Origin of the sequence: Candidatus Mycolicibacterium alkanivorans, from assembly GCF_022760805.1 — a bacterium.
Classification (GTDB): Bacteria; Actinomycetota; Actinomycetes; order Mycobacteriales; family Mycobacteriaceae; genus Mycobacterium; species Mycobacterium alkanivorans.
Genome location: NZ_JAIVFL010000001.1, coordinates 2,952,520 through 2,966,019, shown reverse-complemented (window position 1 = coordinate 2,966,019; position 13,500 = coordinate 2,952,520). Strand labels below are relative to the sequence as shown.

Genomic DNA, 13,500 nt, shown 5'->3' with positions numbered 1-13,500 from the left:
GGGGAGTGAGCGATGAAACCACGGGAAGCGCCGCGCCGGTGACCGGGGCCGCCGAGCCGGACAGCCGGCCGGCGCCGCGCTGCCTGCGGCTGCTGCTGTCGGTTGCGGGTGTGGTGCTGGCCCTCGACGTCGTCACCAAGGTTCTCGCCGTCAAGCTGCTCACCCCGGGACAACCGGTGTCGATCATCGGCGACACCGTCACCTGGACGCTCGTGCGCAACAGCGGTGCGGCGTTCTCGATGGCCACCGGCTATACCTGGGTGCTGACGCTGGTCGCCGTCGGTGTGGTGGTCGGGATCTTCTGGATGGGCCGGCGGCTGGTCTCGCCGTGGTGGGCGATCGGTCTGGGGATGATCCTGGGCGGTGCCCTGGGCAATCTGGTGGACCGGTTCTTCCGCTCACCGGGCCCGCTGCGCGGACACGTCGTCGACTTCCTGTCCGTCGGCTGGTGGCCGGTGTTCAACGTGGCCGATCCGGCCGTGGTCGGCGGGGCGATCCTGCTGGTGGCGCTGTCGCTGTTCGGGTTCGACTTCGATACCACCGGGAGGCGCAGGAGCCCGTCGGCCGACGAGGCCGAGTCCAGCTGATGACGGAACGGTCGATGCCAGTCCCGGAGGGTCTGGCCGGCATGCGCGTCGACGCCGGCCTGGCCCGGCTGCTCGGATTGTCACGAACCGCCGCGGCGGCGATCGCCGAAAGCGGAGGCGTCGAGATCGACGGTGTGCCCGCGGGCAAGTCCGACCGGCTCGAAGCCGGGGCGTGGTTGCACGTCACGTTGCCGGAAGCGCCTGCGCCGCCGGAGAACACGCCCGTGGAGATCGAGGGCATGACGGTGCTGTACTCCGACGACGACATCGTCGCGGTGGACAAGCCGCCCGGGGTGGCCGCTCACGCGACGGTCGGCTGGCACGGCCCGACCGTGCTCGGCGGCCTGGCCGGCGCGGGCTTTCGGGTCAGCACGTCGGGCATCCACGAACGCCAGGGCATCGTGCAGCGTCTGGACGTCGGCACTTCCGGGGTGATGGTGGTCGCGCTGTCCGAACGGGCCTACACCGTGCTGAAGCGCGCCTTCAAGCAGCGCACCGTCGACAAGCGCTATCACGCGGTGGTGCAGGGACATCCGGACCCGTCCAGCGGCACCATCGACGCTCCGATCGGCAGGCACCGCGGGCACGACTGGAAGTTCGCCGTCACCGAGACCGGCCGGCACAGCATCACCCATTACGACACTGTCGAAATGTTCAGGGCGGCAAGCCTTCTGGATATTCATCTGGAGACCGGCCGCACCCATCAGATCCGGGTTCACTTCGCCGCGCTGCACCATCCCTGCGCCGGTGACCTGACCTACGGCGCAGACCCGGTGCTAGCGAAGCGGCTCGGCCTGGAGCGCCAGTGGTTGCACGCCCGCTCGTTGGCGTTCGCACACCCGGCCGACGGCAGACGCATGGAGATCACGAGCCCTTATCCGGCCGATCTGCAGCATGCGCTGGATGTGCTGCGCAGCGAATCGTGACCCCACCGGCGCGCACTACCGCCGACCGCCGGGGCCTGGGCTTGCTGTACGGCATCGGGGCCTACGGGTCGTGGGGCTTGTTCCCGCTGTTCTTCCCGCTGTTGAAACCGGCCGGGTCGCTGGAGGTGCTCGCGCACCGGATCGTGTGGACGCTCGTGCTGATGGCCGCGGTGCTGGTGGTCACCCGCCGACTGTCGGACATCGGGCGCATCGACCGGCGCACCTGGCTGCTGCTGGTGTGTGCCTCGGCGCTGGTGTCGGGCAACTGGGTCATCTACATCTACGCCGTCAACAACGGCCACGTGGTGGACGCCGCGCTGGGGTATTTCATCAACCCGTTGGTCAGCGTCCTGCTGGGCGTGGTGCTCTTCCGCGAGCGGCTCAACCGCACGCAATCGGCAGCCGTGCTGATCGCCGTGTCGGCCGTGGTGCTGCTGGGCGTCGGGGTGGGTGGATTCCCTTACATCGCAGTGGGTTTGGCGTTCACATTCGGCCTCTACGGCGCGATCAAGAAGGTGGTGCCGACAGATCCGCGGGTCAGCGTCGGGTTGGAGGCGGCCATCGCGGCCCCGTTCGCGATCGTCTACATCGCGGCGATCCAGCTCACCGGGCACGGCCAGTTCACCAGTCACGGAGTGGGCCATGTCGCGCTGATGATGTTGTCGGGCCCGATCACCGCAGTCCCGCTGCTGCTGTTCGCCGCGGCAGCCCAGCGCCTGCCGTTGGTGACGCTGGGCCTGCTGATGTACCTGACCCCGGCGATGCAGATGACTCTGGGTGTGGTCGTCGACCACGAGCCGATGCCCCCGGCGCGCTGGATCGGGTTCGCGCTGATCTGGCTTGCCCTGGTGATCTTCAGTGCTGACGCGCTGCGGCGGGCGCGCGCGGAACGGACCGACCGGCGCGGTGAATCTATAATCACCCGGCGGCCAGACAGCCCGCAGAGCCTGCCACCGGGGGATACATGTCGACCAGCGCCGTGAGCCAGGGCCACCGTCGCTTCTACCTCACTTTCGCGGTGCTGCTGGTGGTGTGGGTGGCAATCCTGATGACCATCGCCGTGCCGGGCGATCCTGCCGCACTTCGACGAGAACTTCACCGACGGCCTTCGCTTCGTCGGCAGCCTGGGTGCCGGTGCGCTCGTCGCCTCGACCGCGTTCGGTATCGGTGTGCTCGCCGTCTCGGTTCTGGCCATCAGCCACGTCGCAGGTGTTCCGTTCCGACGGTTCCGCGAGCTGCTGTGGGCTCGTCGCGGCACCATGCTGATCGGGTTGGTCCTGATGTTGCCGGTCTTCCTCACCGGGGTGGACTGGATCCGGTGGTGGGTGATCATCAGCTTCGACCTGTCCGTGGTCTTCCTGCTCTACGCAGCCACCCAACCGGAGGTTGACCGCGCGCCCACTCGCCGCACCCTGACGGTCTTCGCCGTGGGCGTGATCCTGCTGGCCGTCGTCCCGGTGGGCATCATTCCCGGCTTCGGCGCTCCCGTGCCGATGTGACTCGACTTCTGAGGTCCTCCGGGGTAGCTTCACGGGTCAGCCCACCGCGCCAAGCCCGAGGACCGCATGACCGACACCAGCCGCCGTAACCGGCGGATCCTGATCGCCATCACCGCGGCCCTGGCCGCCGCGGCGATCGTTGTTCCGGTGCTCGGTGTGCTCATGGCGCCTGCCATGATGAAGAACCAGGCCTCCACGCCGATCACCACCACCACCAAACCGGTGCCCACCATCAAGCCGGTGGCGCTGCGGCCGGTCATCAGAGCCATCGTGACCACCCCGGACCAGTGCGAGCCGCCACCGCCGACGCCGCCGGATCAGCCGCTGCGCACCTGCGACATCACCAAGACCGCGGTGTACGACCTCGGTCCGGAGGATCTTCGCCCGCAGCTCACCGACGTCGACTCGTTCCTCAATCCACTGACCAACAAGCAGCTCGTACAGGTGACGATGACAGAAGAATCCACGACGGACTTCGCGCGCTACACCGCTGCGCACGTCGGCCAGCAGGTGGCGTTCGTCCGAGCCGGGATCGTCGTGTGGGCACCCAAGATCACCGAGCCGATCGACGGTCAAGTGCTGCAGCTGTCCGGCGACGTGAGCTCCGAACAGGCCAAGGAAATCGCCCGGATGTTGCGTGACGAGGCCTGATGCGCGGGGTCGTGAACTCGGCCCGGGACACGAGCCGCGACACGCCGAAGTCTGTCGGTCGGCGGCCCTAGACTGACGGGCCTATGGGCAACAGCTTCGTGCACCTGCACAATCACACCGAGTACTCCATGCTCGACGGTGCGGCGAAGATCACCCCCATGCTGGCCGAGGCGCAGCGCCTGGAGATGCCGGCCATCGGCATGACCGACCACGGAAACATGTTCGGCGCCAGCGAGTTCTACAACGCAGCCACCAAGGTCGGCATCAAGCCGATCATCGGCGTGGAGGCCTACATCGCGCCCGCCTCGCGGTTCGACACCCGCCGGGTGCTGTGGGGCGACCCCGGCCAGAAAGCCGACGACGTCTCCGGCAGCGGCTCCTACACGCACATGACGATGGTCGCCGAGAACGCCACCGGCCTGCGCAACCTGTTCAAGCTGTCCTCCCGCGCGTCCTTCGAGGGGCAGCTGGGCAAGTGGTCCCGGATGGACGCCGAGATCATCGCCGAGCATGCCGAGGGCATCATCGCCACCACCGGCTGCCCGTCCGGTGAGGTGCAGACCCGGCTGCGGCTCGGCCACGACCGGGAGGCGCTGGAGTCGGCCGCCAAGTGGCGCGAGATCTTCGGCCCGGACAACTTCTTCCTGGAGCTGATGGACCACGGGCTGTCCATTGAGCGCCGGGTCCGTGACGGCCTGCTCGAGGTCGGCCGCAAGCTCGGAATTCGGCCGCTGGCCACCAACGACTGCCACTACGTCACCCGCGACGCCGCGCACAACCACGAGGCGCTGCTGTGTGTCCAGACCGGCAAGACGCTGTCGGACCCGAACCGCTTCAAGTTCGACGGCGACGGCTACTACCTCAAGTCGGCCGCCGAGATGCGCGCACTCTGGGACGCCGAGATCCCGGAGGCCTGCGACTCCACGCTGCTGATCGCCGAGCGGGTGCAGTCATACGCCGACGTGTGGACCCCGCGCGACCGGATGCCGATCTTCCCGGTGCCAGAGGGACACACCCAGGCCACCTGGCTGCGCCAGGAGGTGGACCGCGGGCTGGCCCGCCGGTTCCCCTGCGGTGTGCCGACCGAGTACATCGAGCGGGCCGGCTACGAGATCGAGGTCATCTGCGACAAGGGCTTCCCGTCGTACTTCCTGATCGTGGCTGACCTGATCAACTACGCCCGCTCGGTGGACATCCGCGTCGGCCCGGGCCGCGGGTCGGCGGCCGGCTCACTGGTGGCCTATGCGCTGGGCATCACCGACATCGACCCGATCCCGCACGGGCTGCTGTTCGAGCGGTTCCTCAACCCCGAGCGCACGTCGATGCCCGATATCGACATCGACTTCGACGACCGCCGCCGCGGCGAGATGGTGCGCTATGCCGCCGAGAAGTGGGGCAGTGACCGGGTCGCCCAGGTCATCACGTTCGGCACGATCAAAACCAAAGCCGCACTGAAGGACTCCGCCCGGGTGCACTACGGTCAGCCCGGCTTCGCGATCGCCGACCGCATCACCAAGGCGTTGCCGCCGCCGATCATGGCCAAGGACATCCCGCTGTCGGGGATCACCGATCCCAACCACGAACGGTACAAGGAGGCTGCCGAGGTTCGCGGGCTGATCGACACCGACCCCGACGTCCGGACCATCTACGAGACCGCGCGCGGCCTGGAGGGCCTGGTCCGCAACGCCGGTGTGCACGCCTGCGCGGTTATCATGAGCTCCGAGCCGCTCACGGACGCGATCCCGCTGTGGAAGCGGCCGCAGGACGGGGCTGTCATCACCGGCTGGGACTACCCGTCGTGTGAGGCCATCGGCCTGCTGAAGATGGACTTCCTGGGCCTGCGCAACCTGACCATCATCGGTGACGCGCTGGAGAACATCGCAGCCAACCGGGGCATCGACCTGGTGCTGGAGTCGCTGCCGCTCGACGACCCGGCGACCTACGAGCTGCTCTCCCGCGGTGAGACGCTCGGGGTGTTCCAGCTCGACGGCGGCCCGATGCGAGACCTGTTGCGCCGCATGCAGCCCACCGGGTTCGAGGACATCGTCGCCGTGCTCGCGCTGTACCGGCCCGGCCCGATGGGCATGAACGCCCACAACGACTACGCCGACCGCAAGAACGGCCGGCAGGCGATCAAGCCGATCCACCCCGAACTCGCCGAGCCGCTGCAGGACATCCTCGCTGAGACCTACGGCCTGATCGTCTTCCAAGAGCAGATCATGCGCATCGCGCAGAAGGTGGCCAGCTACTCGCTGGCCCGAGCAGACATTCTGCGCAAGGCCATGGGCAAGAAGAAGCGCGAGGTGCTGGAGAAGGAGTTCGAGGGCTTCTCCGACGGCATGAAGGCCAACGGGTTCTCCTCAGGCGCCATCAAAGCGTTGTGGGACACCATCCTTCCGTTCGCCGACTATGCGTTCAACAAGTCGCACGCCGCGGGCTACGGGCTGGTGTCGTACTGGACGGCCTACCTCAAGGCGAACTACCCGGCCGAGTACATGGCCGGGCTGCTCACCTCGGTCGGCGACGACAAGGACAAGGCGGCGGTGTACCTGGCCGACTGCCGCAAGCTCGGCATCACGGTGCTTCCGCCCGACGTCAACGAGTCCGAGCTGAACTTCGCCTCGGTGGGTGCCGACATCCGGTTCGGCCTCGGTGCCATCCGCAACGTCGGCGCCAACGTCGTGAGTTCGCTGATCGCCACCAGGACCGCCAAAGGCAAGTTCACCGACTTCTCCGACTACCTCAACAAGATCGACATCGCGGCCTGCAACAAGAAGGTCACCGAATCCCTGGTCAAGGCAGGCGCTTTCGACTCACTGGGCCACCCGCGCAAGGGACTGTTCCTGGTGCACACCGACGCCGTCGACTCGGTGCTCGGCACCAAGAAGGCCGAGGCGATGGGGCAGTTCGACCTGTTCGGCGGTGCCGATGACGGGGCGTCGGCCGACGCCGTCTTCACCATCAAGGTGCCCGACGACGAATGGGAGGACAAGCACAAGCTGGCACTCGAGCGGGAGATGCTGGGCCTGTACGTGTCCGGCCATCCGCTCAAGGGGGTGGCTCACCTGCTGGCCATGCAGGTGGACACTCAGATCCCGGCCGTCCTCGACGGGGATATCGCCAACGACACCCAGGTCCGAGTCGGCGGTATCCTCGCCGGCGTCAACCGGCGGGTGAACAAGAACGGAATGCCTTGGGCCTCAGCGCAATTGGAGGACCTGACCGGTGGCATCGAAGTGATGTTCTTCCCGCAGACCTATTCGATGTTCGGCGCCGAGATCGCCGACGACGCCGTGGTGCTGGTCGGGGCGAAGGTGCGCGTCCAGGACGACCGGATCTCGTTGATCGCCAATGAGCTTGTGGTGCCGGACTTCTCGAACGCCCAGATCGACCGGCCGCTGGCGGTGAGTCTGCCCACCAGGCAGTGCACCATCGACAAGGTCTCCGCGCTCAAGCAGGTGCTGGCCCGCCATCCCGGCACCTCGCAGGTGCATCTGCGGCTGATCAGCGGTGAACGCATCACGACGCTGGAACTCGACCAGTCGCTGCGGGTGACGCCGTCCTCGGCGCTGATGGGTGACCTGAAGGCCCTGCTGGGGCCGGGCTGCCTGGGGGGCTGATCAGGGCCCGTACCGGTCCAACCGCGTCACGACACGACCGCTTCGGCGGGATGCGCCGGCAGCACCGCCAGCACGAAGAACGCCCCGACCAGGCAGACCGCGGCGGCGGTGAGGCAGCCCGCCTGCATCCCGGCGAGGAAGGCGTTGTCGACGGCGGTGCGCACCGCCCCGGCGACCGGCGCGGGCGACTGGGCGGCCACCGCGAGACCCTGCGCCAGGCCTTCCTGCGCGGTCGACTGCGCGGCCTGCGGCGTGTTCGCCAGCCCCGCGCTGTCACCGAGGTGGCGGATGTACAGGGTGGAGAAGATGCTCCCGATGACCGCGACGCCCAGCGTCCCGCCGACCTGACGAGTTGCGTCGTTTACCGCCGAGCCCGCACCGGCCTGCTCGGGGCGCACGACGCCCATGATCGAGTCGGTGGCCGGTGCGGTGGTCAGGCCCAACCCGCCGCCGAGAAGAACCATCTGCATCGCCATCACCGGGTAGGTGACGCTCAAGTCGATGACCGTGATCCAGGCGAACGAGGCGGCGAGCATCAGAAGCCCCACGAACACAACCACTTTGGTGCCGATTCCGGTCACGGCGAGCCGGGTGCCGAGCACCGAGCCGACCGCGATCGACAACGCCACGGGCAGGATGCGCACACCGGTGCCCAGCGGACCGAAGCCCTGCAACAGTTGCATGAACTGGGTGATGAGGAAGATGAACCCGAAGAGCGCGAAGAACGCCACCGTGACCGCGCCACTGGCGGCGCTGAACCGCAGGTTGGTGAACAGCGTGACGTCGATCAGCGGTTCCGGATGCCGGCGCTCCCACCAGGCGAAAGTCACAGCGGCGACCAGTGCGACAGCGAACCCGGCCAGCGTCGGAGCGCTGGACCAGCCGCGGGTGGGCGCCTCGATGAGGGTGTAGACCAGCGCGCCGAGCATGGCGACGGAGAGCACCAGTCCGCCGCGGTCGAGCCGTGACTGCCGGTCCGGCGTCGACGCCGGGATGAGGATCGGTGCTGCGACGGCGGCCAGCAGTGCGATGGGCACCAGCGCGAGAAACAGGCTGCCCCACCAGAACGACTCGAGCAGCGCACCGCCGAGGATCGGGCCGATGGCCACGCCGAGACCCGTCACCGCACCCCACACGCCAATGGCGGCGGCGCGCTGCCGCGGGTCGCGGAAGGTGTCGGTGATGATCGCCAGCGTCGTGGGATAGATCAGCGCCGATGCGACGCCCATCACCAGGCGCATGCCGATCAGCGGGCCGGTCGAGGTGCACAGGGCGGCCCCGACGCAGGTGAGTGCGAACAACACCAGCCCGGTGATCAGCGTTCCGCGGCGACCGAACTTGTCACCGACGGTGCCGCCGGCCAGCACCAGTGCAGCGAACGCCAGGTTGTAAGCGTCCACGATCCACTGCAGACCGCGGGTGGAGGCACCCAGGGTCGAATTCAGTGTCGGCAGAGCAACATTGACGATGGTCGTTTCGACGTTGATGGCCAGGGCGGCCACCAGGACCACCGCGAGGATGGCGATCGGTCGCGTGCGTGGCCGGGAGAGGGTGTCGGTTGTCACGAGCGACGCCTTTCATGTTGACGGCGGTAACATCGGCAAGCATGGCAGGGTAAGTTAACACTGTCAACATTGGTGATCGTGACGTGTCCCCTCACCAGGGGGTCAGCGGACGCCCTCGGCGATCAGATCGAGCAGACGGTCGGAGATCTGTTCCTTGCGTTCGGCATCGGCCGCCATCAGCAGGCCGTCCAGGAACAGTGTGGACAGGCCGTGGACCGCGGCCCATGCCGCCTCGTCGAGCCCGTCCCGGCGGCTCGCGGTGAGCACACCGGTGGCGACGAGATCGTCGGCACACCCGCTGAGGATCTGGAACGGATGCCGATCGGGGTCGACCGTCTCGTCGGCGGGGTGCGGGCCGGCCGGCGCGAACGCGGCGCGGAACAGGCCGGGTTCGGCCAGCGCGAACTCGATGTAGGCCTTTCCGGTCAGCATCGCATCGCCCAGATGGGTCAAGCTGTAGTTCCGTACCGCGGCGAGCAACGCCTGCCGATCGGCATAGTGCCGGTAAGCGGCGGAGTTGCTCACCCCGGCCAGGCGCTGCACGTCATGCAGAACCACCGCATCGGGGCCGCCGGCGCGGGCCAATGCGACCCCGTGCTCGAGCAGTGCCTGCCGCAGGTTGCCGTGGTGGTAGGAGGCGGTCGCCATTTTGACAAGTGTTTCATTGCGGATCGTCCGTCAGAAGGTAGTGTGCTCGTTGCAGCAGGTTTTCCGGGACGGTGCGAGTTCCCGTCTCGGAATCGAGTGATGTGAGACGTTGGCACATCGCGAGAGGGAACCCGGTGAGAATCCGGGACTGTCCCGCAGCGGTATGCAGGAACGACCGCCGTCATCGGCACTGGTACGCGAAATACTTTTGCGGCTGGGAAGCGACGGCCAGTAGGGGCACCGAGAGGTGCATGCCGGTAAGTCCGAAGACCTGCCAGCTGTGCCGGGTGCGCCGCACCCGGGGGCGCATCGCCTCGCGGATCGGGTGTGTGGCGACAACGAGCCATACCCTCTCGGGCGATGCACCACTTGTTGCGTCCTGAAGGGGATCGACCATGCACATCGAACCGGGGATCGTCGAAGGTCCGAAGATCATCCTGAGTTACCTCACCGCCGGTGGGGCCGGCCTCTGCGGCGCATACGCGGCGTGGCAGTTGATCAAGGAGCGCGGGATCTCCGCACTGATGATGCGCACGGCCGCCACCACGGCGCTGGTGTTCACCTTCTTCCAGGTGTTCCCGCACTATCCGGTCGGGGTCTCCGAGGTACACCTAATTCTCGGTTCGACGCTGTTCCTGCTGTTCGGTGTTGCTCCCGCGGCGATCGGCCTGGCTTCGGGTCTGCTGATCCAGGGCCTGTTCTTCGCTCCGTTCGACCTGCCGCAGTACGGCATGAACATCACCACGCTGCTGGTGCCGCTGTTCGCCCTGCAACTCGTCGCCAACCGCGTCATCGCACCGCATACTCCCTACGTCGCGTTGCGTTACCGCCAGGCGCTGGCGCTGTCGACCACCTATCAGGCCGGCATCGTGACATGGGTGGCGTTCTGGGCGCTCTATGGTGAGGGCTTCTCCGGCCAAGCCGTGGCAAGCCTCGCCACCTTCGGCGCCGCTTACATGACGGTGATCATCATCGAACCGCTGGCCGACCTCGGTGTCCTTGCAGCCGCCAAGGGCCTGCATCGGATGAAAGACTCGGCGCTACTGAATTCCCGCCTGCTCAACCCGGCCTGAGCCGGGGCGGGCCGAGTCTGGCGCCGGCGGGTCATGGCCAGCACAACTGACCAACTTCCTTCTGCCAGGGACGTATGGCCCCTGCACCGCGAGCCGGGGTCATCTAGCGTCGGATTCATCACCAGCTCCGACGCATGTGAGATGAGTGCCCCAGCCATGCCCACACTGACCAACGCGGAACATCACAGTCTGTCGGCTCACGAGGTGGTGCTGCTACTCGAGACAGACCTCAGTTCCGGACTGTCCGAGGCCGAGGCAGACGAGCGGCGAGAACGCTTCGGCTCCAACAGTCTTCCAATGGTGGAAGGCGAGGGGGTGGTGCTGCGAATCCTGCGGCAGTTCCACCATCCGCTGATCTATGTCCTGCTTGCCGCCGGTGTGATAACGGCATTACTGCGGGAACCCGTCGACTCGTCGGTGATCTTCGGTGTGGTCTTGATCAACGCGGCCGTCGGTTTCATTCAGGAATCGAAAGCCGAAGCCGCTCTGGAGAGCCTGCGGTCCCTGGTTCGCACCAGTGCGAGGGTTGTGCGTGGGGCGCAGGAACGTGCTGTGGCGTCTGAGGATCTGGTGCCCGGCGATCTGGTGGTGTTGGAGGCTGGCGACAAGGTGCCGGCGGACCTGCGGCTCGTGCGCCAACACGATCTGAAGGTCAACGAATCTGCGCTAACCGGCGAGTCGGCGCCGGTGCGCAAGGACGAAGTGGCCCTGCCCGTCGACACGCCGGTGGCTGACCGGCGGAACATGGTGTACTCGGGCACTTTCGCGACCGCGGGCAGCGGCGCGGGAATCGTCGTGGCAACGGGTGCGGCGACCGAACTCGGGGAGATCCACCGTCTGGTGGGTGCCGCAGACGTTGCGACGACTCCGTTGACCGAGAAGTTGGCGAAGTTCAGCAAGACACTGACCGTCGCGATACTTGCGTTGGCCGCAGCGACGTTCGGGGTGGGGTTGCTCCGCCGGCAGGACGCTGTCGACACCTTCACCGCCGCGATCGCGCTGGCGGTCGGTGCGATCCCGGAGGGTCTGCCCGCCGCGGTGACCATTGCGTTGGCGATCGGTGTGGCTCGAATGGCCAAGCGCGGCGCCGTCATCCGGCGCTTGCCGGCGGTCGAGACTCTTGGCGGGACAACGGTCATCTGCTCCGACAAGACCGGCACGCTGACCGAGAATCAGATGACCGTCCAGACCATCTGGACTCCGGAGAACACGTTCACCGTAACCGGGACCGGCTATGCCCCCGACGGCTTCATCTCCGATCGGCACGGGGCGCAGGTCCCGATCGGCGGGGACGCCGCACTGCGCTGGTGTCTGCTGGCCGGAGCCTGTTGCAACGATGCCGCGCTGAGCAACGACGGCGGGGGTTGGGACGTGGTGGGTGACCCCACCGAGGGCGCCATGCGGGTCGCTGCCGTCAAGGCAGGCCTCGATCCGGATCGCTTCGCCGCGGAATGTCCCCGGGTGGACGCCATTCCGTTCAGTTCCGAGCGCCAGTACATGGCCACGCTGCACCGGTCCGGCCAAAACGACCACCTGATTTTGGCGAAGGGTTCGGTGGAGCGCATGCTCGACCTGTGCACGTCGCAGATGGCCACTGACGGGACCCTGCGGCCGTTGCAGCGCAGTGTGGTGATGCACGCCGCCGAGACACTGACCGCCCGAGGCCTGCGCGTGTTGGCGACAGGCCTGCGTTCCGGCGTCGGTCCCGACGCGCTGCACGCGGACACCATCCCGGAGGGGTTGGTGTTCACCGGCTTACAAGCGATGCTCGACCCGCCTAGGCCGGCCGCAAGCTCGGCTGTGGCGGCCTGTCACAGCGCCGGTATCGCGGTCAAGATGATCACCGGTGACCACGCCAACACCGCGGCGTCGGTTGCCGCCGACATCGGTGTTCTCGGCGACGATGACAACATGCCGGGCGTGGTGCTGACCGGCGCGGATCTGGTTGGCTTCGGCGCTGAGCAGTATTCCGCGGCGGCGGAGCGGGCCAAGGTTTTCGCCAGGGTGTCTCCTGAGCAGAAGTTGCGGCTGGTGGAGGCGCTGCAAAGCAGAGGGCATGTGGTGGCGATGACGGGTGACGGTGTCAACGACGCTCCGGCACTGCGGCAGGCCAGCATCGGTGTGGCGATGGGGCGGAGCGGAACGGAAGTCGCCAAGGACGCTGCCGACATGGTGCTGACCGACGATGATTTCGCCACCATCGAGGCCGCGATCGAAGAGGGCCGGGGGGTCTTCGACAACCTCACCAAGTTCATCACCTGGACCCTGCCCACGAATCTCGGCGAAGGTCTGGTCATCCTGGTCGCGATAGCAACCGGAGCCACCCTGCCCATCCTGCCCACCCAGATCCTGTGGATCAATATGACGACCGCCATCGCCCTCGGATTGATGCTCGCGTTCGAGCCCAAAGAGCCCGGGATCATGGCGCGCCTGCCGCGCGATCCCGACCAGCCGTTGCTGACTGGCGCCCTGGTGGTGCGGATCGTGCTGGTGTCCGCCCTACTGGTGATCAGCGCGGGATGGATATTCAACTGGGAACTGGGCAATGGCGCCAGCTTGGCTGAAGCACGCACCTCGGCGGTCAACCTCTTTGTCGTGGTCGAGGCGTTCTATCTGTTCAGCTGCCGATCGCTGACCCACTCCGTCTGGCGCATCGGTCTGCTCTCCAACCGCTGGGTCCTCGTCGGGGTGACCGGCCAGGCCGCCGCGCAACTGGCTCTGACCTATCTGCCTGCGATGAATACGGTGTTCGGCACCGCGCCGATCAGCACCGACGCGTGGTCGCGGATCTTTGCCGTCGCAGTGGGCGTCAGCATCGTCGTCGCGATCGACAAGCGGCTTCGCCGGAACCGGTCGATGGGACGACGGCGTCGGCGCACGAGCCATTGGTCCTCAAGCCCCGATTCCCTGATTCGGCGCTGGTAGTGGCAC

10 protein-coding genes and 1 riboswitch are annotated in these 13,500 nt (G+C 67.1%); of the genes, 8 read left to right on the top strand and 2 right to left on the bottom strand.

The window, feature by feature from the left end; genetic code table 11:
- Window positions 1–5 precede the first annotated feature (5 nt).
- From lspA to dnaE, 6 genes are all read left to right on the top strand, one after another.
- Window positions 6–587, top strand: coding sequence for a signal peptidase II (lspA, locus tag K9U37_RS14570; RefSeq protein ID WP_243072285.1), 582 nt, complete (start codon window positions 6–8; stop codon window positions 585–587).
- Window positions 587–1,513, top strand: coding sequence for an RluA family pseudouridine synthase (locus K9U37_RS14565; protein ID WP_243072284.1), 927 nt, complete (start codon window positions 587–589; stop codon window positions 1,511–1,513). The genes lspA and K9U37_RS14565 overlap by 1 nt, the downstream gene beginning before the upstream one ends.
- On the top strand, window positions 1,510–2,496 hold the full coding sequence (gene rarD, locus K9U37_RS14560; RefSeq protein ID WP_243072283.1) for an EamA family transporter RarD: 987 nt from the start codon (window positions 1,510–1,512) through the stop codon (window positions 2,494–2,496). The genes K9U37_RS14565 and rarD overlap by 4 nt, the downstream gene beginning before the upstream one ends.
- A gap of 87 nt (window positions 2,497–2,583) precedes the next feature.
- Window positions 2,584–3,012, top strand: a complete 429-nt coding sequence (locus K9U37_RS14555; protein ID WP_504871053.1) for an Rv1490 family membrane protein — start codon at window positions 2,584–2,586, stop codon at window positions 3,010–3,012.
- Between the two features lie 66 nt (window positions 3,013–3,078).
- On the top strand, window positions 3,079–3,663 hold the full coding sequence (locus K9U37_RS14550; protein WP_243072281.1) for a SecDF P1 head subdomain-containing protein: 585 nt from the start codon (window positions 3,079–3,081) through the stop codon (window positions 3,661–3,663).
- Window positions 3,664–3,746: 83 nt separating this feature from the next.
- A complete protein-coding gene (gene dnaE, locus K9U37_RS14545) occupies window positions 3,747–7,283 on the top strand; it encodes a DNA polymerase III subunit alpha (protein ID WP_243072280.1) in 3,537 nt (1,178 codons plus the stop codon).
- 26 nt (window positions 7,284–7,309) lie between these two features.
- Here the strand turns inward: dnaE and K9U37_RS14540 are convergent, their stop codons facing one another.
- Window positions 7,310–8,848: an MFS transporter gene (locus tag K9U37_RS14540; protein ID WP_243072279.1), complete on the bottom strand. Its 1,539-nt coding sequence runs from the start codon at window positions 8,846–8,848 to the stop codon at window positions 7,310–7,312.
- A 102-nt stretch (window positions 8,849–8,950) separates the two neighbouring features.
- Entirely contained in the window at window positions 8,951–9,496 is a 546-nt protein-coding gene (locus tag K9U37_RS14535) for a TetR-like C-terminal domain-containing protein (protein ID WP_243072278.1), read from the bottom strand.
- Between the two features lie 77 nt (window positions 9,497–9,573).
- Window positions 9,574–9,789: riboswitch (cobalamin riboswitch) on the top strand.
- Between the two features lie 102 nt (window positions 9,790–9,891).
- On the opposite strand from K9U37_RS14535, the gene K9U37_RS14530 reads away from it, so the two are divergent.
- Together K9U37_RS14530 and K9U37_RS14525 are read left to right on the top strand one after the other, a co-directional pair.
- Entirely contained in the window at window positions 9,892–10,569 is a 678-nt protein-coding gene (locus K9U37_RS14530) for an energy-coupling factor ABC transporter permease (RefSeq protein ID WP_243072277.1), read from the top strand.
- Between the two features lie 141 nt (window positions 10,570–10,710).
- Window positions 10,711–13,494, top strand: coding sequence for a cation-transporting P-type ATPase (locus K9U37_RS14525; protein ID WP_243072276.1), 2,784 nt, complete (start codon window positions 10,711–10,713; stop codon window positions 13,492–13,494).
- The last annotated feature ends 6 nt before the right edge of the window (window positions 13,495–13,500 follow it).

Bases quoted from the DNA above. Each gene is read 5' to 3' on its own strand.
- K9U37_RS14565 (WP_243072284.1), top strand. From the start codon at position 587: ATGACGGAACGGTCGATGCCAGTCCCGGAGGGTCTGGCCGGCATGCGC.
- K9U37_RS14550 (WP_243072281.1), top strand. From the start codon at position 3,079: ATGACCGACACCAGCCGCCGTAACCGGCGGATCCTGATCGCCATCACC.
- dnaE (WP_243072280.1), top strand. From the start codon at position 3,747: ATGGGCAACAGCTTCGTGCACCTGCACAATCACACCGAGTACTCCATG.
- K9U37_RS14535 (WP_243072278.1), bottom strand. From the start codon at position 9,496: ATGGCGACCGCCTCCTACCACCACGGCAACCTGCGGCAGGCACTGCTC.
- K9U37_RS14530 (WP_243072277.1), top strand. From the start codon at position 9,892: ATGCACATCGAACCGGGGATCGTCGAAGGTCCGAAGATCATCCTGAGT.
- K9U37_RS14525 (WP_243072276.1), top strand. From the start codon at position 10,711: ATGAGTGCCCCAGCCATGCCCACACTGACCAACGCGGAACATCACAGT.